Source organism: Sporosarcina sp. So3-204 (assembly GCF_058068165.1).
On the sequence record NZ_CM176485.1, the window covers coordinates 3,342,429 to 3,363,160 of the forward strand.

Annotated in this window: 20 protein-coding genes; 6 read left to right on the plus strand and 14 right to left on the minus strand. The window is 37.0% G+C overall.

Features of this window, described 5'->3' with window-relative positions; all coding sequences use genetic code 11:
* Positions 1–53 precede the first annotated feature (53 nt).
* The 4 genes from cshA to AC3RV6_RS16500 form a co-directional block, all read right to left on the minus strand.
* On the minus strand, positions 54–1,598 hold the full coding sequence (gene cshA, locus AC3RV6_RS16485; protein WP_489747041.1) for a degradosome RNA helicase CshA: 1,545 nt from the start codon (positions 1,596–1,598) through the stop codon (positions 54–56).
* 331 nt (positions 1,599–1,929) lie between these two features.
* On the minus strand, positions 1,930–2,625 hold the full coding sequence (locus AC3RV6_RS16490) for an alpha/beta hydrolase (RefSeq protein ID WP_489747042.1): 696 nt from the start codon (positions 2,623–2,625) through the stop codon (positions 1,930–1,932).
* Positions 2,622–4,007 carry a UDP-N-acetylmuramoyl-tripeptide--D-alanyl-D-alanine ligase gene (locus tag AC3RV6_RS16495; protein ID WP_489747043.1) on the minus strand — a complete coding sequence of 462 codons (1,386 nt, stop codon included), beginning with the start codon at positions 4,005–4,007 and terminating at the stop codon, positions 2,622–2,624. The genes AC3RV6_RS16490 and AC3RV6_RS16495 overlap by 4 nt, the downstream gene beginning before the upstream one ends.
* An 11-nt stretch (positions 4,008–4,018) precedes the next feature.
* A complete protein-coding gene (locus AC3RV6_RS16500) occupies positions 4,019–5,089 on the minus strand; it encodes a D-alanine--D-alanine ligase (RefSeq protein WP_489747044.1) in 1,071 nt (356 codons plus the stop codon).
* Between the two features lie 232 nt (positions 5,090–5,321).
* On the opposite strand from AC3RV6_RS16500, the gene AC3RV6_RS16505 reads away from it, so the two are divergent.
* Positions 5,322–6,506, plus strand: a complete 1,185-nt coding sequence (locus AC3RV6_RS16505) for an FtsW/RodA/SpoVE family cell cycle protein (RefSeq protein ID WP_489747045.1) — start codon at positions 5,322–5,324, stop codon at positions 6,504–6,506.
* Positions 6,507–6,623: 117 nt separating this feature from the next.
* Here AC3RV6_RS16505 and AC3RV6_RS16510 read toward each other — a convergent pair whose 3' ends face one another.
* The gene (locus AC3RV6_RS16510) at positions 6,624–6,764 is read right to left on the minus strand and encodes an Lmo0850 family protein (protein WP_489747046.1); all 141 of its coding nucleotides are present in this window, start codon (positions 6,762–6,764) and stop codon (positions 6,624–6,626) included.
* Between the two features lie 382 nt (positions 6,765–7,146).
* Between AC3RV6_RS16510 and AC3RV6_RS16515 the strand changes: the two genes are divergently transcribed.
* Both AC3RV6_RS16515 and AC3RV6_RS16520 read left to right on the plus strand, forming a co-directional pair.
* Positions 7,147–7,359: a copper ion binding protein gene (locus AC3RV6_RS16515; RefSeq protein ID WP_489747047.1), complete on the plus strand. Its 213-nt coding sequence runs from the start codon at positions 7,147–7,149 to the stop codon at positions 7,357–7,359.
* A 530-nt stretch (positions 7,360–7,889) separates the two neighbouring features.
* Positions 7,890–9,065 carry an MFS transporter gene (locus tag AC3RV6_RS16520; protein ID WP_489747048.1) on the plus strand — a complete coding sequence of 392 codons (1,176 nt, stop codon included), beginning with the start codon at positions 7,890–7,892 and terminating at the stop codon, positions 9,063–9,065.
* Between the two features lie 83 nt (positions 9,066–9,148).
* Here AC3RV6_RS16520 and AC3RV6_RS16525 read toward each other — a convergent pair whose 3' ends face one another.
* Positions 9,149–10,780: an S-layer homology domain-containing protein gene (locus AC3RV6_RS16525; protein WP_489747049.1), complete on the minus strand. Its 1,632-nt coding sequence runs from the start codon at positions 10,778–10,780 to the stop codon at positions 9,149–9,151.
* A gap of 327 nt (positions 10,781–11,107) precedes the next feature.
* Here AC3RV6_RS16525 and cls point away from each other — a divergent pair, with 327 nt between their 5' ends.
* A complete protein-coding gene (gene cls / locus AC3RV6_RS16530; RefSeq protein WP_489747050.1) occupies positions 11,108–12,559 on the plus strand; it encodes a cardiolipin synthase in 1,452 nt (483 codons plus the stop codon).
* A 52-nt stretch (positions 12,560–12,611) separates the two neighbouring features.
* On the opposite strand, the gene AC3RV6_RS16535 is transcribed toward cls, so the two are convergent.
* Positions 12,612–13,442 (minus strand): M15 family metallopeptidase, encoded by an 831-nt coding sequence (locus AC3RV6_RS16535; RefSeq protein ID WP_489747051.1) that lies wholly within the window; start codon positions 13,440–13,442, stop codon positions 12,612–12,614.
* A 130-nt stretch (positions 13,443–13,572) separates the two neighbouring features.
* Between AC3RV6_RS16535 and AC3RV6_RS16540 the strand changes: the two genes are divergently transcribed.
* A complete protein-coding gene (locus AC3RV6_RS16540) occupies positions 13,573–14,727 on the plus strand; it encodes a 3-phenylpropionate MFS transporter (RefSeq protein WP_489747052.1) in 1,155 nt (384 codons plus the stop codon).
* A gap of 29 nt (positions 14,728–14,756) precedes the next feature.
* Here the strand turns inward: AC3RV6_RS16540 and AC3RV6_RS16545 are convergent, their stop codons facing one another.
* From AC3RV6_RS16545 to AC3RV6_RS16555, 3 genes are all read right to left on the minus strand, one after another.
* Complete coding sequence (locus AC3RV6_RS16545) at positions 14,757–15,005, minus strand: CLC_0170 family protein (protein WP_489747053.1); 249 nt, start codon at positions 15,003–15,005, stop codon at positions 14,757–14,759.
* 58 nt (positions 15,006–15,063) lie between these two features.
* Positions 15,064–15,966 carry a membrane protein insertase YidC gene (yidC, locus tag AC3RV6_RS16550; RefSeq protein WP_489749294.1) on the minus strand — a complete coding sequence of 301 codons (903 nt, stop codon included), beginning with the start codon at positions 15,964–15,966 and terminating at the stop codon, positions 15,064–15,066.
* Positions 15,967–16,194: 228 nt separating this feature from the next.
* Positions 16,195–16,545 carry a hypothetical protein gene (locus AC3RV6_RS16555; protein WP_489747054.1) on the minus strand — a complete coding sequence of 117 codons (351 nt, stop codon included), beginning with the start codon at positions 16,543–16,545 and terminating at the stop codon, positions 16,195–16,197.
* Between the two features lie 186 nt (positions 16,546–16,731).
* On the opposite strand from AC3RV6_RS16555, the gene AC3RV6_RS16560 reads away from it, so the two are divergent.
* Positions 16,732–17,208, plus strand: a complete 477-nt coding sequence (locus AC3RV6_RS16560) for a GNAT family N-acetyltransferase (protein ID WP_489747055.1) — start codon at positions 16,732–16,734, stop codon at positions 17,206–17,208.
* A 41-nt stretch (positions 17,209–17,249) separates the two neighbouring features.
* On the opposite strand, the gene AC3RV6_RS16565 is transcribed toward AC3RV6_RS16560, so the two are convergent.
* The 4 genes from AC3RV6_RS16565 to AC3RV6_RS16580 all read right to left on the minus strand — a co-directional run bounded on the left by AC3RV6_RS16565 (position 17,250) and on the right by AC3RV6_RS16580 (position 20,729).
* Positions 17,250–17,720 carry a DUF4064 domain-containing protein gene (locus tag AC3RV6_RS16565; RefSeq protein ID WP_489747056.1) on the minus strand — a complete coding sequence of 157 codons (471 nt, stop codon included), beginning with the start codon at positions 17,718–17,720 and terminating at the stop codon, positions 17,250–17,252.
* 757 nt (positions 17,721–18,477) lie between these two features.
* Positions 18,478–18,759: a GNAT family N-acetyltransferase gene (locus tag AC3RV6_RS16570; RefSeq protein WP_489747057.1), complete on the minus strand. Its 282-nt coding sequence runs from the start codon at positions 18,757–18,759 to the stop codon at positions 18,478–18,480.
* A gap of 162 nt (positions 18,760–18,921) precedes the next feature.
* Positions 18,922–19,809 (minus strand): DUF1002 domain-containing protein, encoded by an 888-nt coding sequence (locus tag AC3RV6_RS16575; RefSeq protein ID WP_489747058.1) that lies wholly within the window; start codon positions 19,807–19,809, stop codon positions 18,922–18,924.
* A 59-nt stretch (positions 19,810–19,868) separates the two neighbouring features.
* Complete coding sequence (locus AC3RV6_RS16580) at positions 19,869–20,729, minus strand: CvfB family protein (protein ID WP_489747059.1); 861 nt, start codon at positions 20,727–20,729, stop codon at positions 19,869–19,871.
* Between the last annotated feature and the right edge of the window lie 3 nt (positions 20,730–20,732).

Below are 20,732 nucleotides of genomic sequence, written 5' to 3' on the forward strand. Positions count from 1 at the left end.
GAGAAACGCATAATGCGCTTCCCGAATTCAATAATAATTTAACTTGCTTTTTATTAACCGCGAGGACGACTTCCGCCGCGCGCCCCGCTTTCACGAGTACGACGAGCTGCACCGCCACTGCCGCCGCTTCCCCCACTACTGCGAGTTCCACTAGCACTACGACTTGCACCACTGCGTGGTGGACGACTTCCGCCTCCACCGCTTCGGCTTCCACCACTACCACTGCTACGGTTACCTTTATAACCACCGCGACCGCGACTTCCGCCACCGCCACGACTTGGAAGTGGACGTTCTTCAGAAATCGATACAGGCGTATCACTTGGTTCACGTGTCATGTTTTTAAGCGCTGCTGCAACAAGATCTGTCGCATCAAACTTAGCTAACATTTCAGTTGCAAGTTGTGTATAGTCATTTAAGCCATTTTTCTCAACTATTTCAGAAAGTTGCTCAACAGCTAGACGTTGTTGCCCAACAAGTGCTTCATCTGAAGATGGTGGCACTAGAGCCGTCATAGCCTTTTTAGTTGTCTCTTCTACAATACGTAAGTATCCCATTTCACGTGGCGTTACAAATGTAACAGCTACACCGCTTTTTCCAGCACGACCAGTACGACCAATACGGTGAACATAGCTTTCTGGATCTTGTGGAATATCAAAGTTATATACATGAGTAACGCCAGAAATATCAAGTCCACGAGCAGCAACATCTGTCGCAACTAGAATATCAATTTTTCCTTCTTTAAATTGACGAAGAACCGACATACGTTTAGCTTGCGTTAAATCACCATGAATTCCTTCAGCGATATATCCACGAATCGATAAAGCGTGTGAAAGCTCATCTACGCGACGCTTAGTACGACCAAAAATAATTGCTTGTTCTGGCTGTTGAACATTTAAAATACGAGAAAGGACGTCAAACTTTTCACGTTCTTGTGCTTTCACGAAAAACTGCTCAATATTATCAACCGTCATTGCTTTTGATTTAATTTTAACCATTTCTGGGTTTTTCATAAATCTTTCTGCAATTTTACGAATTGGACCTGGCATAGTAGCCGAGAACAATAGTGTTTGACGATTATCTGGAACGCTTGAAAGAATCTCAGTAATATCTTCAACAAAACCCATATTCAACATTTCATCCGCTTCGTCTAGAACGAGCGTTTGAACATTATCAAGCTTTAAAGTTTTACGCTTAATGTGGTCAAGAAGACGACCTGGCGTACCTACGATAATTTGTGGATTATTACGAAGTGCTCTTATTTGACGACCAATTTCTTGTCCGCCATAAACTGAAAGTACACGAACGCGTTTGTCACTACCGATTCTATAAATTTCTTCAGAAACTTGAATCGCTAATTCACGTGTTGGTGCAATAACAAGCGCTTGTACATTTTTATCAGATGTGTTTACTTTTTCAATGATTGGAACGCCAAACGCAGTTGTTTTACCAGTACCTGTTTGTGCTTGACCGATAATATCTCGGCCTTCCATACCCATTTTAATAGTACCTTCTTGGATAGGTGTTGCCTCTTCAAATCCCATTTTACCTAAAGCGCGTTGTGTTGATTCACTAATATTTAACTCTGAAAACTTAGTCAAAATTTTTCAATCTCCTTTTTCCTCATTTGACAATTGGTTACATTTGCAAATGAAAGCGCGGCAAAGTCGAGCCTGAAAGGGAACGTTTCCGATATTTTACAATCTCTGTATTATTGCAGAGGTTATGGTTGAAAGGGAAAGCCCGGTTTTTGCCGAGCGGTTTGGCCAAAGTACATTCGTTAATTAACGAAATGAACAAACCGTTTTATTCAAAAAAAAGTACTCTCCAATAAGTGAAGAGTCCCGTGAAATGTATCCAATGCTCTTAATAGAATAACATAAATTTAGCTTCATTGCAATTATTATGCTTGAAGAACAATTCCGTTGATAACTAATCGTCTGATTTCATAAATGCTAAAACCTTTAAAAACCAGTCATTACAATCTGCGCTATAGCATATATGGTGTTGTCCAGTCGGTGATTTTATTAACTTCTTCTCCGACGATCCAAGTCTTTTATAAAGATGCTCCGCTGCCGAAGCCGGCACAACTGCATCTTTTTCTCCTTGTACAATACAAACTGGCATTTGAATGGATCCATAATAAGGCTTTACCATTTCAACTATTCGAAGGAACTCAAATGTTGAAAGAAGTGGTGTATTCGATAATTTATACTCAAACATATGATAAAACGTGTTCGGTGCATAGTTTCGAGTAATCGACTCCGTCAACATAATACGAACATCCGCAAGAAGCACACGAGGACTCACATATTTTACAGCTGCGCTTAATAAAACCAGGCGGTCAACCGGATACCGTAGTGCTAAATATATTGCAATCAAACCACCCATTGAAAAGCCAACAATTATGACACGATCCACCCTTTTTCGCAGCCTTCTAAGCGCTAGCTCCGCTTCCATCATCCAAGATTCAGCTGAAAGTTTAGCCAAGTTAAGCGTTACACCATGCCCAGGCAAAGTAGGTGCCTCGACTTCCCAATCTGTATTTGCTTTCACAAATGTAATAAGCGGCTGTACTTCATAGGTCCCCCCAGTAAAACCATGGATAAATAAAACGCCCGTTTTCAATCGGCATCACCAATATGATTCACGGAAAGGATAATTTGTTCTAGCGCCATACCTCTTGAGCCTTTTACTAAAATTAATGAATCTTTGTCTGTTTCCGTTTGTATCACTTTAACTAGTGATCCGTAGTCGTCTTCTGACCAATTGAGTTGCGTGCCAATATTTTGTCTAGAAAGTTCGTCATATAGCCACTTCATTCTTGGTCCATAAAGGAGTATCCCTTCAAGATCCATTTCTTTAATATCAAGAGCAAGTGATTCATGATAAACCCTTTCTTCTTCCCCCAGCTCTAACATATCCCCAAGCACAAGCCATTTCTTCTTACGCAAATCAGTTTCTTTAATAAACGAAAGTGCAGCACGTACGGAGGTTGGCGCTGCATTATAAGCATCATTTATAAAAAGCGCACCATTTATAGCTTGAATGGGTTGCATGCGCATATCAGTTAATTTCGCTTGTTTCAAAGCCGATTCAATTTGAGTTATATCCAAGCCAGCTTCCAATGCAATTAAGATTGCTGCAAGCGTATTTTTCACTTGATGAGCGCCATAAACTGGAATTGTAAACTCCCCATCAATTAATCCTTGCGTCTTAAACATACTTCCCTCATCTGTTGATTCGACACCATAAAGCGACAAATCATTATTTTCGCAGTTACCAAATGCAACAGATTGAACGATTGCTTGCCCTTTAATTAGCGAACGTAATAAAGGTTCATCCCCATCATAGAAAAGCTTCCCACCATCTATAAGTCCATCAATAATTTCGTATTTAGCTTTCGCGATTCCTTCACGCGAACCTAGATCAAGCATATGTGCTTCTCCAATATTCGTAATGACAACGGAATCTGGTTTTGCCAACATTGATAAAAAGGAGATTTCACCGAAACCACTCATCCCCATCTCAAGAACTGCATATTCAGTTGCTTCATCAAGCGATAAAATAGTTAACGGAAGACCGAGTTCGTTATTAAAATTCCCTTCAGTTTTCCGCACATTGAAATAGGGTGCCAAAACACTTGCGACTAAGTCCTTCGTAGATGTTTTACCATTTGAACCTGTAATACCGATAACCTTGCAATGAAGTTCTTCACGGTAATTACGCGCCATTTCTTGTAATGCAATTTCAGTGTTATCTACGAATAGAAGCGGTATATCTGTTGGAGGATTTGGTTCATCTTTCATCCAAAGGGATGCAACTGCCCCCTTTTCAAAAGCACTTATTACATATTTATGGCCATTTACTTGTTCACCGCGAAACGGGATAAATAAATCACCCGCTTTAATAATTCGCGAATCAATTGAAACGCCATTAATCATAACTTCGCTCACTTTTTGCCCGTCTGCATGTAGCCAGTCTGCAATATCTCTTAATGCTTTATTCAAGTTAGAAAACCTCAATCCATCGTATATTGTATTTTTGCTTTTTCAGCGTGACGCGCAAGTGCAAGTTCAATTAAGTTATTAATTAATTCAGGATAAGTTAAACCCGTGTTTTGCCATAGGAGTGGGAACATGCTAGTTGGTGTAAAACCTGGCATCGTATTCACTTCATTGATTAGTACTTTATCATCCGCGGTTAAAAAGAAATCTGCACGGACAAGTCCAGCGCAATCGAGCACTTTAAATGCACGAATTGCCATATCTTCCATGTTGTTTTTGACTTCAGTCGTTACTTCAGCCGGAATGACAAGTGCTGTATTTCCATCGGCATACTTTGCTTCATAATCATAGAAATCAGTTACTGGTTTTATTTCACCTGAAACTGAACAAGCAGGCTCATCATTTCCAAGTACGGATAATTCAATCTCACGTGCTACTACACCTTGTTCAACTATTATTTTACGATCAAACTTCAGTGCGAACTCCACAGCAGTGACTAAACTTTCTCGGTCATGCGCTTTACTTATTCCCACACTCGAGCCTAAGTTAGCCGGCTTCACAAACATAGGCCACCCTAGTTCACGCTCCATTCGTTCAATAAATAGTTCACTATCTTTCCGCCAGCTACTGCGAATGAAATGGACATAAGGCACTTGTTCAAGTCCAGCTTGTGCAAATAATTGCTTCATAACTACTTTATCCATACCTGCTGATGATGCAAGAACACCGTTTCCGACATATGGAATATTCATTACTTCAAAAAAACCTTGTACAGTACCATCCTCACCGTTAGTTCCGTGTAGTAAGGGGAAAATGACATCTGGAGCTCCAGCATCGCCGTTTAAAAAATCATGAATACTATCTGATTTAGTACTTCCATCGCCTAGTAAACGTAGCTCTTCAATAGTTTCTACAGGTTTTTCAAGGGGGTTCCCTTTTCTCCATTCACCTTCGTATGTGATATAAACAGGAATTACCTCAAACTTGTTAAAATCTACGGCTTGCATAACAGCACGTGCAGTTGATAAAGAAACTTCATGTTCCGCTGATTTTCCACCATAAACTAATCCTAATTTCAATTTCATTTTATTTCCTCCCAAGATTCAATTTCTTTGTTCCTTTAGTTTACCACGAGCAGCACGCTGGCATGAATGATTAACAAAAAAAATCTATGTACTAATAAAAATAGCAACTTTTCAACAAGCACAAACGTCTCTTTTGTTGTATAGTTATTAGATAGATATAACATATAGTTCGGTAATATATGAAATCAATTATATGTATAAAAAATTAAATAATTTAAAGGTGATAAAAGTAATGAAAATACCTAATAAACCTTCGGACCGTTTTGATTGGACGCTTGCGTTTATCTTATTGCTGTTTTGTATCGTCAGTTTGTTTGCAATTTCTTCCGCACAAACATCAGGTGTATCCAGCGTCAATCATGCTGCAGCACAAGTTCGCTGGTACATTATTGGCGCATTTGTTGTAGGTATGGTGATGTATTTTGACCCAGAACAATATAAAAAGGCTTCTTGGTACTTATATGGATTCGGCGTTTTAGTATTAATATTTCTTCATTTTGCCCCTGGTGGAGAAGGTCAAATTGCAGAAATCCGAAAAGGAGCAAAAAGATGGCTTCACCTTCCGGTTATCGGACAAATACAACCATCTGAATTTATAAAAACCGCCTTTATTTTGGGAATGGCAAGGCTTGTAAGTGATCACCATAAAAAGCATATAGTGAAATCATTACAAACCGACTCTTTTCTTCTCGGAAAAATTATGTTGGTCCTTCTTGCACCTGCCTTTTTTATCGCTAAGCAGCCCGATTTAGGAACAGCACTAGTGTTTATCGCGATTACCGTTGCAGTTATTATAGTTGCAGGGATTAGCTGGAAAATACTAGTTCCTTTATTTATTGGCGGAGCTACTCTAGGGGGAGTATTTTTATACTTAGCACTATATGCACAAGATTTTATGCAGACCCTTGGTTTTCAACCTTATCACTTTAAAAGGATATACTCTTGGTTTGATCCCGAATCTTATCCTTCGAATGAAGGCTATAACTTGCTAACAGCTATGACAGCAATTGGTTCTGGTGGCATGTCCGGTAAAGGATTTCAAGGGCGTGAAGTGTACATTCCAGAAAATCATACCGACTTTATCTTCGCAGTTATTGGCGAAGAATATGGTTTCATAGGTTCTAGTATAGTTATCGGATTGTTTTTTGTTCTTATATATCATTTAACGAAGATTGCCCTTGAACTTAAAGATCCATTTAGCCTTTACGTTTGTACAGGTGTAATTGCGATGATTACATTCCATGTGTTCGAAAATATCGGCATGAACATTCAACTACTTCCTATTACAGGGATTACGTTACCGTTTATTAGTTATGGTGGTAGTTCAATTATGAGTAACATGCTCGCAATTGGTCTCATCTTCAGCATGAAATTTCATCACCGTACTTATATGTTCGAATCGGGCGATGAAGAGTAATTGCTCAACCAAAAAAGCTCTGCACAGAATCATTGGATTCTGTCGGAGCTTTTATTTTTCCTTTACACAAGGACAGTTGGTGGGTAATTGAGATAAACCCAAATATTGTCGTTCACTTTATGTCGATTGAATGTGCGGGTCATGTACAGGCGGAACTAAGGCTTTCAGCATTTCCAAACGAGATTTTGTTATAGTAGCCGAAACACCTAGCTTCGCCAAGTTGGAGATGATTTTTTTTATATCATTTTCTTTAGCCATCTTTATCCACCTCGACCTTTCTTTTCTCTATTTTAAAACGTTTTGAAATTAATAATGTTGCACACCTATTTTTAATATCGCAGATTTTTAACGCCGCGATAAGTTTTGTTAATAGTAGTATACCACTTTAATACATTTTTAAATCTTTCAATTATGTTACAAAGTAAACCTATTGTAAAATATTTAATCTTTATTGTAAAAAAGTATTATAAGTCAGACTATTTGACATACCAGCAGTAGGTGTATTACGTTTAAGTACTGTAGTTAAGATTCTACTTATAATTATATGTGCCATACTTTATTATATAATTCTGCATAGAATACTGCTCCAAAGTTCGTGCTGTTATGTAATTTTACGAAAAAAACAAAGGAGGTTATTATTTTGATAGAAAAATCATCATTACAAGTAGAAGGTATGACTTGTGCACACTGTGTAGAAGTCGTTGAAGGAAATATAAATAGAATTCCAGGTGTTACTCGGGCTATTGTTGACCTTGAGGCAGGAAATGTAGAAATAGAATATAATGCAAGCATTGTAGGATTGAAAAGAATTACAGCTATGATTGAAGATAAAGGCTATAAGGTTACAGGTTAATAATTCTCACTTAATTTTCAAAACCATTTTAATCGAAAATGCTTACCGTGTAGATATTACACGGTTTTTTCATGTTTAATAAAAAGAAAATAACAAAATTTTTGAGAGGTATAGTTAGGTGTTGTCCAAATATCGTGAAGTTCCACGAATATGTTATGTACTTTGATTGTTACGTTGTAAGGTTTCGCGAATACGTTGCGTACTTATGGTTTCGTTGTGTGGTTTACCGAAAACGTTGTGTACTTCAACTAACGCGTTGCATGGTTCCACAAATACGTTGCGTACTTCTGATTTTGTTGCGAGGTTTACCGAAAACGTTGCGTACTTCAACTAGCACGTTGCATGGTTCCACAAATACGTTGCGTACTTATGGTTTCGTTGCATGCTTTGATTAACGCGTTTTGAACTTTCACAAATTTGTTACTTGCTTCTAATTCATTGCGAACTGGAGTCCGCGCCCTTTTCCTTTGTTTGAATATGTATCAAAGAGTAGAATGAATGTAGCGAATTAAAAGAAAGTAGGGTTTACTATGAAGAAAGCAATACTCTTACTTATGTCTGTGCAATTTTTCGTTTATCTCGGATTCGGAATTGTTATCCCTATTCTTCCTGAAGTTATATTGGACCAAGGTTTTTCCGAGGTTCATGTCGGCGGGCTTCTAACTGTATATGCACTTTCCTCATTTTTCACTGCGCCACTTTGGGGTTCATTGTCAGATCGGACTGGAAGAAAAAAACTTATATTGATCGGCCTTATTGGCTTCAGTCTTAGCTTCTTCCTTTTTGCGCTATTCATAGAAAGTTTACCACTTCTTTATGTTTCACGAGTTGTCGGAGGCGTATTCTCGGGTGCTCTCTATACAGCTGTCACTGGGTTTGTTGCGGATATGACAAATGAGGAAAATCGAAATAAGTATATGGGATTGCTCGGTATGTCGATAGGACTCGGCTTTATCTTTGGACCTGCAATTGGCGGCATTTTAGGCCATGTTAGTCTACAACTTCCGTATTTAGCATCTGGTTTACTAACCTTGCTCCTTCTCGTATATGCAAGCATTATTTTGAAAGAACCTAAACGTCGCGGTGAAGGAAATAAACGCGCAATTATCCCTAAAGGCTCTACTGTTTTCTGGAAGTACCGTATTCGTTATTTGTTTTTATTTTCATTTATGGTCACTTTCCTTCTTGCGGGACTTGAAGCGACGTTTCAACTTTTCCAGATTGATAAAATCGAAATTACCCCTCTTCAGCTCGGTTATTTATTCATGGCGAGCGGGTTCGTTGACGCAGCGATTCAGGGCGGTGTTGTTCGTCGTGTAAAAAATGGTTCAGAAACGAAGTGGATTATTGGCGGACAACTTGTCACAGTTATTGGACTTCTACTCATCCCGTTTACTTCAAATCTCTTTTGGGCAGGTGTCGCACTCAGTGTCTTCACTGGAGGTAATGCGCTTGCACGTACTGTCTTAGTTTCATTGACAACGAAGGAATCTGGTGGAAAATACGGCACAGCTGCTGGTTTGACGTACTCTATGGATAATATCGGGCGTATCATCGGACCACTTCTGTTTACGTGGGTTTTCACACAACAAGCAGGTAATATGTATTTCTTATCAGCGGTTCTTGCGGTGTTGTCAATTGGTTTAATTTTCGCGTTTAGGAAGTCAACAAAGTCGTTGCGTAATGTTGAAGTAGCGGCTGAGTAATTCTTTCTAACAATCAGAATTAAAAGATCCGCCACCTCCTATATAAAGGAGTGGCGGATTTGCTTTTTCATTTCAATTAAACTTTACTTAGCCAATGCAGCATAGTTCACGAAAATTTTCGCTGCATGACTACGTTTCGTTGCGCTACCCGGCATAAATTTACCGTCCACTCCATCAACAATGCCAAATGCATGGAGCATAGATATCGCATTTTTTGCTTCTGTATCATAGTTAGCGATGTCAGTAAACGGTGCTAATTCAGTAGGAATATAAGGCTCTTTTTTCACAAGTTCGTAAGCACGCTTCACCATAAGCGCTAGTTGCGAACGTGTAACAGATTCATTCGGTTTGAATTCACCATTTTTGCCTTTCACAATGCCAAATTGATAAGCGGCTGCGATTTCCGCTTGTGTTTTCGGTGCATAATGTAAGATGTCTTGGAACGGAGCTGGCTTGTCAGCTTTAATTTTTAGTGTTCGCACAAGAATTGATGCAGCTTGTGCACGTGTTAACTCTTTCTCTGGTCTAAATGTGCCATCTGAATAACCTGAAACGATGCCTGCTGCCACTGCTTGCTCGATAAACTCTTTCGCACCGTGACCTTCGATATCTGAGAAGATTGCAGGTGCTGATCCTAATTTAATGGCCACGTTAGGATTTAAAATACTTTCATTTGTTGCCTCATCGACCGCTGAAACTGTAAATGTGTAGTCTTTATTCGCAGTAAGATTCCCCACATCAAACGCATGAATATCCCCACTTACTCGACCTACTTTATCTTTTCCGTTATAGATTACATAGCCGGTTACTGCTTTATCATCGGCTGCTGGCAACCAAGCTAGTGAAACTGTTGTATCATTTTTAACAGTAGCTGTTAGCGTATCTTTTGCAATCCATTTATAACTTTCTTGTAATTGATTGCTAAATTGCGTTGCTATAACTTTATAACCCGCTTCGCTTAAGTGAATATTTTTCGGGTTCGGTACGTGAGCCATAAAATCAGTAGCAATTGCATCTGCTGTTGGAACAAAAACAGCACTTGTTCCTGTCATACCAGCACGAATTGCACCATTTAACCCAATAAGCAACTGATTAAGCTGAGGCTGAAGTTCAGCATCTAAATGAGGAAACGGATTGTAGTAGCCCATTACATAGATTTGAACATTAGGGTTAATTTTATAGATTTCTTGGAAAATCGAATTATAATCTACCCCTACTTGGGTAACCGCTGCAGATATACCAGGAAAATCAATTTGTGTTTTTCCAGTTACAGGGTCAAGCTTAATATACTTAAGTACATCATTTGCACCAACGCTAATTGTTATCAAATTAGCTTCTGTGATAGATTGATCCAATTTCAAGTTTTGTCCTTCTTGACCAATGCCCATAACAGGTTTTGTAACATTATCTTTAAAGTCTTTCAAAACATCATTTGCTGTATAACCTGGGTATGAAAAACCTTTATTTGAGAACTTCAGTACATTTGTCGCTTTTAGTGACTGTGCAAGATAGTCAGGATACCCTTCACCCGGTAGCCCATCGGAACTGATACCGAATGCAAGAGAATCGCCTAGTGCCAAATAATTGACAGGGGTAACCCAAGACGGCGCCTTCGTATCAGCTTCTTCAGCTACTGATTGTAAAGGCAATGCAACTAGTTGAAAAAGAAGTGCGAGTGCGAAAATGAGTCTAAATTTCATCATTGATTTAATCATAATCTACCTCCCATTTAGTTTTTTGTACCGTTTAGATTACCCTTCTAGGATAAAAAACTGCGTACACTATTATTATAATAAATTTCACTTGTTCGCACTACTGATAATTTCAAATAGTTTGATAACTACGAAAATTATTTATCTAAGGAAACTAAAAATATAAATATTACGAATAAGTAATAAACCGTAACTTAACTTAAAGTACTTGATAAAATGAATTAAAAATTTATATAGATTTATGGAAATCTTCCTATTCCTTCATTATCTAGGAAAGCTTGAGCTATACTAGATATAAGGTCTATTTAATTAACTTATCGGGAGGCATATATGACACAATTTATAAGTTTTACTGTAACCTTTGTTCTTATATTGAACTTATTCCTTGCGATTGCTTTAATCTTTCTAGAACGTAGAGATGCTACATCGACCTGGGCGTGGCTCATGGTATTATTTTTCATCCCATTATTCGGTTTCATAATCTATCTTTTATTCGGAAGACGATTAGGTAAAAGACATTTTTATCGCTGGAAAGATCAAGATAAAATCGGGATTGACAGTCTAATTGATTATCAAATTGGAGCCATTGAAGACAACACACTGGAATTTCGAATTAAAGAGACCGTACAACATCAAGACATGATTTATCTCCATCTTCGTAACAATCATGCTGTTTTTACTCAGGATAATGATGTTCAAATATTTAATGATGGAAAAGCCAAATTTGAAGCCCTTATTCATGATTTAGAAATGGCAAAAGATCATATTCATTTCCAATATTATATTGTGAGGCTAGATAATTTAGGTTCAAGAATTTTAGATGTACTTATCCGAAAAGCGAAGCAAGGTGTTCAAGTTCGGGTATTGTATGATGATATGGGATCTAGAGGTCTTCAAAAGCGGCATTTTAAAGATCTTACAGACAATGGTGGCCAAGTTGAAGCGTTTTTCCCTGCAATTTTACCTCTTATTAATCCCCGGATGAATTACCGGAACCACAGAAAAATTGTCGTGGTTGATGGTCGCATCGGATACATCGGAGGCTTTAATGTCGGCGATGAATATCTAGGACATAATAAAAAGTTTGGGTATTGGCGCGATACACATTTACGCATTGAAGGTAGTGCACTACACCCGCTTCAAAGTAGGTTCATATTAGATTGGAATCAGGCTTCTGCGCATCATAAAATTAAATATAGTGATCACCTATTTCCGGTCATCCCACAAAAAGGTTCAGTTGGTATGCAAATCGTTTCAAGTGGACCAGACTCGGAATGGGAACAAATTAAAGACGGCTATTTAAAGATGATTTTTCTAGCAAAAAAGTATATATATATTCAAACCCCTTACTTTATTCCTGATGTTAGTTTTCTTGATGCGCTGCGAATTGCATGTTTATCGGGTGTGGACGTAAGAATTATGATTCCAAATAAACCAGACCATATATTTGTCTACTGGGCAACTTATTCAAATGTTGGGTACTTACTTAAAGCCGGAGCAAAAATATATATTTATGAAAACGGCTTTTTGCACACCAAACAAATTGTGGTAGACGATCAAGTGTCAACAGTCGGCACAGCAAATATTGATGTTCGTAGTTTCAAGCTAAACTTTGAAGTAAATGCTTTCATTTACGATCCCGAAACATCACATAAGCTTGCAGAACTGTTTGAACAAGATCTACTGTTATCTACAGAATTAACACTTGAAATGTACAACAATCGCTCTACTGTCATTAAATTAAAAGAATCTATTGCAAATTTAATTTCACCGATTTTATAATTATAAAAGTAAAATGGACACCCATTGTGGATGTCCATTTTAATATGTCGTTTTATATGCCTAGGTATTCTTCTAAAGTAATGTTCTTATTAAATATCTCTGTTGCAATGTCAGCACCGACATAACGGAAATGCCATGATTCATGCATATAGCCAGTCACTTCTTCTTTTCCTAATGGGTATCTCATGATGAAGCCATATTTATGTGCATGCGAAGCAACCCACATACCCGCTTCCGTATCACCAAATGTTGATGATGCCCAATGCTTTTCTAAATTGACTTCGCCAATATCAAAGGCCAGACCCGTTTGATGTTCCGAATAGCCAGGACGCGCACTATATGTGTCAGCCGCTTCTTTTCCATCCCTATTAACATAACGTTCATACAGTTCCGTCTGGTAATCAAAAGAGCGGTATGTGCTAAACGCTGTAAGTTTGAACCCCGACAAAGCCGCTTCAGCAGCCATTTTATTGAATTCAGCACGTGCTTCAGGATTTTCACCCAAAGCAAATGTTGCCGGTAATGGATACTTTTTATTCGCAATCAATATGCCATCGACATAAGTAGGTTCTGCAGGGAGCAATTGATCATGTATATAGCCACCTGCATCGATATTTAAAGCTGGCTTTTCCACTTCAGCATCTTCTTCCTCTTCCTCTGGTTCCGCTATTTCAACAGGAGGCTCTGGCTGCTTAGTAGTATTAGTAATCTCATCAGTAGTTACTTTAAATCTGTCCAAGCTTTTCTCTACATCCCAATCATTAATGCCAATCCAAATTACAAGACCAGTCATAATAATACCCGATAACAACAGTACTAACGTGGTAGTTTTGCTTCGTTGTTTTTTTGTTGACTTAAATTTATAGTTAGGCTTTCTTTTCATTTAGTAACCTACCTTTTTATAATATCTTTATAGTTTAACATGATTTTTCTTTCTAGTCGTCGTATGTATGCTATCATTTAACTTAAATATACAATAGGATTCATACACACAAATACAGAGGGGTAGAGAAATGAATAACCAAAGATGGCTTTCTTTCAGTTTTCTTGCCTTTTTCTTTACATGGGGAGTATTCCTTCCCTATTGGACTGGATGGCTAACGATTGAAAAAGGGTTAACAGTAACACAGGCAAGCATCATTATGGGTGTGGGAATGATTGCCAGATCAGCCTCTACTCTTTTCATTTTCCCATTCCTTACAAAGCGGATGACATTGATACGGCTTACTAAATGGCTATCTTTTATTTCGCTCGCATTAGCTATTTTATATATACCAAATTCGTCATTTATAGGCCTATTAATCGTTACAACGCTCTTTAGTATTGTTTATCCAATCATTTTACCTTCCGTAGAAAGCGGCGCTTCACTTCTAATGCAAACAGAACATATTAATTACGGCAAAAGCCGTTCATTTGGATCAATTGGTTATACAATCGCTTTACTTCTTGTTGGTGCTATCGTTTCTATTTGGGATGAACGCGCAATTCTATACTTAATGATTTTTGGATTAGCGTTAATTTCATTGTTTTCTATGCGTACAGCTCCAGAGATTTTAAGAAAAGAACCCGATAAGTTACTCACCAAAAAACGAGGCACAGAATTTAAATCACTTTTATCGTCGAAGTCATTTGTCGTGATTTTAGTTGTCTCAATTCTTTTACAAGGTGCACATGCATCATACTATAACTACGGATTTATCTTTTTGGACGACCTTGGCGTAAATAGCTTTTATATAGGTATTATTTTAAACGTTGCTGTTCTTTTGGAAATCATATTTTTTACGCAGGCTGATAAATGGTTATCAAATGTAAGTGTTTCAACGATGTTCCTAATCGCTGGAATCGGTTCAACGATTCGTTGGGTCCTCATCTTTATATTTCCATTTACTGCAGTGTTTATCGCGGCACAGTTGCTGCACGCAGTTTCTTTCGGTGTTGCTCACTTTGCATTTATCAATTTCATTTCAAAGAATTTACCAAAAGATTTAATTCCATCAGCACAAGGAATGTATGCCGCGTTGGCAATGAGCTTAAGCGTTGCAACTTTGACTTTCGTTGGTGGTTGGCTATATGATATCACACCAGGTCTAGCCTTTTTTGGAATGATTTTCGTTACAGTACCAGCTATTATTATTGTTCTTCTAACAAGAAAGAAGTTCTCCTATTGAAAAAAGACGTTCCCTTGGGAACGTCTTTTTTATAGCACTACATTGATGACAAACAAAACTACAAATGCTATTGCAAAAAAAACAGATAATATACGCATCCATTTCGCTTCTCGTTCCATGCCCTGCTTTTTAAATGAATTTGCGCGCATTGCATTTGTTAACGTAAATAAAATCATCATCGGCATTACTGCCATGTTGATCTTAAGTTGTATCACATAGTAAAATGAAGCAACGACAGACATTGCGATTCCAATTATAAATAACGATTTTATTTGCACTAAATTTGCCTCCAAAAAAGGCCGAGGGGACTACCCCGGCCTCATTTTATTCTTTTGATTATTCTTTATCAAGTTCAATTCCTTTTTTCCATTGTGCTTCTTTTGTTTCTGCTTCTTTTTCCATTTCTACTTCTTTTGTTTCTACTTCTTTTGTTTCTACTTCTTTTTTCATTTCTACTTCTTTATTTGCTTCAGCTTCTTTTTTCGCTTCAGCTATTTGCTCGTCTGTTAAAGGTACAACTTCTTTAAAGTAAAGTTTACGACCCAAATATGTTTGGAATATGAGGAACAAACCACCTACTACCCAGTATAACGGTAACGCAGCCATTGCTTTAAATGAAATGAACATAATCATGATTGGAGACAAGTAAATAAACATCTTCATCTGCTGCTTTTGCTGGTCAGGCATTGTCCAAAGAGACACACGCGCCTGGACAAAGTAAACAGCTCCTGCAATTAACATCATAATCATATCTGGTTCGCCAAGACTGAACCAAAGAAATGGATGTGATTTTACTTCCGGCGAATGTAATATCGCAAAATATAGTCCCATGATAACCGGCATTTGAATCACAAGCGGTAAGCACCCCATATTGAGCGGATTAACGCCATGCTTCGAATACAGACCCATCATTTCCTGCTGAAGCTTCATTTGATCTTCTTTATTCGCTTCTTCTTTTGCTTGCTTTATCTTTTTTTGGATGTCTTCCATTTCTGGTTTAAGTGCATCCATTTTAATTTTCATATCTTGCTGCCTCTTATAATTTTTAAGCATGAAAGGCAATAAAACAAGTCTAATCAAAACTGTAATGATGATAATAGCAAGACCGTAACTACCACTAAACATGTCACTAAAGTATGTTAGTAACCATTCCATTGGCTTTACAAAGTAATTATAAAACATACCTTCTTGATTCTCAACCGCAGCACAACCGCTCAATACTACTGCCGTTAAAACCATTATTGATAACAATCCAATTTTCTTCTTCAATAGGTTCACCCACTATTTCAAACTACTAAAAATTATACAACACTTTATACTTTTATTACAATTATTCGAAGTCGATTAGAAAAATATCTTATCAATTCGTATTAAATAAAACTTAATTTTATATGATTTATAAATTGAATTCACAAAAACACGCCCAATTCGGACGTGCTTTCATGAAATAATATGTTTTTTCACCAATTAGTTTCCAGTAATTTGATCTGAAGATTTTGAATCACTTTTATTATATAATCCATCTTTTTTTGATTTGTCTTTATTATCATCTTCAATTTCTTGATTGTAATAATGAACGCTTGTCTGTGCACCTTCACTTACCATCTTATTATCTTGAACATCATACGGATCCGGATTACCCATATTTGTTTCACTAGAGCGATTCATTTTTTGAGTATTTATAAATGAATCTACTTTTGTTTTCATATTATTAAAAGCAATTTGAGCTTTATCACGATTTTCTTTTTTGCTAAAATAAGCATATGCCCCTGCTGCTGCGGTTGCAATTAATAATTTATTATTCTTCTTACGTACCATTAATATCACGCCTCCTAGGTTAATTAATTGTTCTAGTTCTAGTATACCCTGTTCCTATTAATTAAAAACTTATATTAATCTGGATATGTTAAGTCATTATAAAAATGATGGATTTTATCACGATTGTAGTCTTCTTCTCTTATATTTGTTATGATAACAAAAAGGCTCTTATGAGGTGATGATGCTATGATACGAATGATGACAGTAAAAGATATCGTGCATGTGCAGCACATTGCCCGTGTAACATGGAAGAAGACATATTACGGGATTATACCCGAAGAAATTCAGGACCGCTTCATCGATCGCTCCTATTCAAATCCGATGTTACTGAAACGGTTGGAGAAAACATTATTTTTAATTGCAGAATGTGAAGGGACGCCCATTGGCTTCGCAAACTTCACAAATGTTGATAATGACGGTGATGCTGAATTGACAGCAATGTATATTTTACCTAATTATCAAAAAACAGGTTTCGGCAAACAATTAATGCAAGTTGCATTAGCCGAGTTGGAAGACGCAATTCAATTATTTGTATATGTAGATGGTAACAATATTAGTGGCCGTGAGTTTTATGAGAAACAAGGTTTTAAATTAATCGATGTCTTTGAAGAAGTATTTGAAGGTCATCCCGTAGAAACTGCTCAATACGTCTATTCTATCTAAATAAGCAAAGGACATCACTCGTATTGAGTGATGTCCTTTTTTTATAGTGGTCTCATCGAACTGCCAAAACCATCATCTTCATATACTGGTTTACTTTGAAGTGGTGGTTTTCTCGTAAAGCAAAGAATGCCTGCAATATAGAGAAGAATTGACGTTGGTGAAAGGATGAATGTAAATAATCCAGCAATGATAAACATAATGCCCGAAAGTTTCGGCTTTTTATTATTCCATATAAAAATAATACCAATAATCGTTGTGATAAAACTAATAAACAAAACAATAATAATAAACCAACTTAATCCTTCCATCATGTCTATGAAGAACAAAATCATATCTACTTCTTCTGTCGTCAGAGTAGGATCAGATAATAGACCTGCTTTAAATTCTTGTTGCAAACCTTCGTCAGCCGCAAAGCTTTTTAATAAAGACAAACCCGCAAAACTTGAAATAATCGACATTCCTGTAAATACAGCGGCAATAATTGATAATATCTTTTCCGCAGTTCTCTTCAAAAAATCTCCCTCTTCCTTTGAATCATCTACAATCTATACGTATAACAAGAGAAATAGTTTCAGTAAAGATTATTAAATGTGGGCTCCATTTATATAATCTACACTAAATCCCTTAATCCCTTAACTCATATGATTATTAAATATGGGCTTTATTTATATAATCCGCACTTAATCCCTTAATCACCTAACTCAAATGATTATTAAATTTGGGCCACATTTATATAATCTACACTCAATCCCTTAATCCCTTAACTCAAATGATTATTAAATATGGGCTTAATTTATATAATCCGCACTAAATCACTTAATTACCTAATCACTTAATCACTTAACCCCTTAACCCCTTAACTCAAATGATTATTAAATGTGGGCCACATTTATATAATCTACACTAAATCCCTCAATCCCTTAACTCAAATATTTATTAAATACGGGCTTTATTTATATAATTAGCACTTAAAATAAGCTTTTGCAGACATCAACTAACCATAACAATTAAGTTCCAAACACTTTCATAAATGAAAATGTTTCACTTTTAATCTTTCGGGTATTTTAAAAGTAACGAACTAGATAAAACTACTACATATGAAAGGCGGAGGTACAATTGGAAAATAAGCTCGTTTATAATAAATCTGATGTAGTCTATGCCCTCACAGGGGCTTCACTTCTAACTGCTATTTCTTACTTTATAATATTACTGTAATGGAAAATAGATAAAAAAAGGCAATCCGTTTGAAACAAAACGGATTGCCTATTTTTATACTTTAATATCATCATATTCGTCGTATCTTTCAAAAGCCGTTACGACATATGAGCATATGGGTTCCATTCTAAATTCATTTTCACGTGCATATTGTGCAGCACGATCAAGTAATTTCTTGGCAGCTCCATGACCACGTAATTCAGGAGATACAAATGTATGATCCATTACCATGACATCCCCGAGCATTGTCCAAGTAATTTCTGCCAACATTTTATTATCTACTATATTGCGAAATGCATAAGCATCTCCATCTAATTCTACTAGTTCTAACTTCATAAATCGTAACTCCTTTCGTCTCTTCTATTTTATATATACTCTAATTAAATCGTCTATCTACATTCACAAATATATGTGCATAAATGTAGAACACCTTAAGTTTACTATTCTACACTTATTGTCACAATTATTTTGCTTTTAATTTAAGTTCAAATATAAAAATTAGTTGAAAATTGATTTTATCGAATTTGCAAGATCTGCAAAAAAAGCTTTTACCTTATCCCAAAATCCTGGATCAATCTCACCAAGCTTTTCTTTAATTTTCTCACTCATATCTGATAACTGAGTAGATAATTTACTGAAGTCAATATCTAAGCTTCTAATTTTATCCATCAAATCAATGAGAAGCTGGCGATCAGCTGGGCTAAGTTCGATATTCAACTTTTGCAGTTGTTCGTTAACAATTTGTTCTACTTCTTCTTTTGTCGCGGGATTTTTCTCTGATATTTGTTTTTTAAGTTCAGTCATAAGTTCAGAAACCTTATCGCTATCAACGCCACCATCTTCCGATAATTGAGTTGAAAGATTTAATTCATCATTAGCGACATTAGTCCGGTCAGTATCTAATTTTTCGCCAGTTACTTCATAAGCTTTATAGATTCCGACAAGCGCAGAGTGGCCAGTTACTTTTTTCGGTGATGCCACTTCAACAATTGCATCTTCTATACCTGCAGTTAACATCGCATTTGCGTACATATCAGGTGTTACTTGAGTAATATTGTCTTGAGTTACGATTGAAATAACGAGACCTTTACCTTCTTCTTGTCTAGTAATTTTTGCAGAAGAGTACATTCTAGCGCTGGCATTACCATTCTTTATATATGTGATTAAATCTTTTCCATCGACAGAGATTTCTTCTACTTCAGCTTCTTTATCAACACCAAGACTTTTCTTCACACTTTCCTTTTCAGCATCGGATAAGTTTGCCCCGTACACGACTATCGGCACACCTAGCTTTTCATTAATTACAGAATCAGCTTGCGTTGTACTCGGAAGAATTACCCCGAAAAACAATGCTGCTGCAGTAATCATTACTAACATGCGTTTCATCGACACGCCTCCTTTTAATTACAAATAATACGTTTCAATTAAAATAAGGTTCCCAAACCTCAATCTGTTTTAGAAGTCCAACCATCTTCTTGGATTATTTTTCTTTCCTTCATCAGCCGGCCTAGTGCGCGTTTAAATGAACCTTTACTCATCGCAAATGTTTCTTGTATCTCTTCAGGTGCTGACTTATCAGTAAACGGCATTTTGCCACCTGCTTCTATCAAATAATCCATAATCGTACCTGCATCGCCTGTCATGCGTTCCTCTGCGCGCGGAAGCATAGAAGCATTTACTGTACCATCATCATGTACATCGACAATCCTTACATTAACTTCTTGCCCAAGACGTGGTTCTTTTTCTTGTTCTGTATTATGTACGAAGACACGAAAGTTCTCTGGGATGCTCATAAGAAATGAACCAATAGGTAGCAAGCGATACGCTCTTGCTTTTAAGTTTTTATTAAAATCAGAAGGCTCAGCTTTTGTATAATGCTCCATAATTCTTTCCTCAGTTGCAAGTCTGCCGAATATTTGACCACCCAAATCAGTACGGAGTGTCATATAAAGTTCGTCGTCCTGCCTTGGCCAAAGTGAACGAACTTGTGGTAAGTCAGCACGATTAACGAGCACCTCAAAAGAAGAGCCAATATCTACATAAACGCCCTCATCCTCGTCAATTCTAATTACCTGAGCCCAGCCAAATGTACCAAAAGTCATATTTGGCATATTCATAGTTGCTGTTAATTCGCCTCGTCTGTTCGCATAAAGAAATACGTCAACGCTGTCGTCTATTTCCAACTCATCATCGGCGTCGGAAACGTTCATCATAATTTCCTCACCGTATCCGTCTAGTATCCATCTTGAACCTTCTTTACCAGTTACAAGTAACTCTTTAATATATCCAGATTTTAACTCTTCCATTTT

Excerpts from the sequence above, each read along its gene's own strand:
- AC3RV6_RS16500 (WP_489747044.1), bottom strand. The coding sequence starts at position 5,089 with ATGAAATTGAAATTAGGATTAGTTTATGGTGGAAAATCAGCGGAACAT.
- AC3RV6_RS16505 (WP_489747045.1), top strand. The coding sequence starts at position 5,322 with ATGAAAATACCTAATAAACCTTCGGACCGTTTTGATTGGACGCTTGCG.
- AC3RV6_RS16510 (WP_489747046.1), bottom strand. The coding sequence starts at position 6,764 with ATGGCTAAAGAAAATGATATAAAAAAAATCATCTCCAACTTGGCGAAG.
- AC3RV6_RS16520 (WP_489747048.1), top strand. The coding sequence starts at position 7,890 with ATGAAGAAAGCAATACTCTTACTTATGTCTGTGCAATTTTTCGTTTAT.
- AC3RV6_RS16525 (WP_489747049.1), bottom strand. The coding sequence starts at position 10,780 with ATGATTAAATCAATGATGAAATTTAGACTCATTTTCGCACTCGCACTT.
- cls (WP_489747050.1), top strand. The coding sequence starts at position 11,108 with ATGACACAATTTATAAGTTTTACTGTAACCTTTGTTCTTATATTGAAC.
- AC3RV6_RS16535 (WP_489747051.1), bottom strand. The coding sequence starts at position 13,442 with ATGAAAAGAAAGCCTAACTATAAATTTAAGTCAACAAAAAAACAACGA.
- AC3RV6_RS16540 (WP_489747052.1), top strand. The coding sequence starts at position 13,573 with ATGAATAACCAAAGATGGCTTTCTTTCAGTTTTCTTGCCTTTTTCTTT.
- yidC (WP_489749294.1), bottom strand. The coding sequence starts at position 15,966 with ATGGTTTTAACGGCAGTAGTATTGAGCGGTTGTGCTGCGGTTGAGAAT.
- AC3RV6_RS16555 (WP_489747054.1), bottom strand. The coding sequence starts at position 16,545 with ATGGTACGTAAGAAGAATAATAAATTATTAATTGCAACCGCAGCAGCA.
- AC3RV6_RS16560 (WP_489747055.1), top strand. The coding sequence starts at position 16,732 with ATGATACGAATGATGACAGTAAAAGATATCGTGCATGTGCAGCACATT.
- AC3RV6_RS16570 (WP_489747057.1), bottom strand. The coding sequence starts at position 18,759 with ATGAAGTTAGAACTAGTAGAATTAGATGGAGATGCTTATGCATTTCGC.
- AC3RV6_RS16575 (WP_489747058.1), bottom strand. The coding sequence starts at position 19,809 with ATGAAACGCATGTTAGTAATGATTACTGCAGCAGCATTGTTTTTCGGG.
- AC3RV6_RS16580 (WP_489747059.1), bottom strand. The coding sequence starts at position 20,729 with ATGGAAGAGTTAAAATCTGGATATATTAAAGAGTTACTTGTAACTGGT.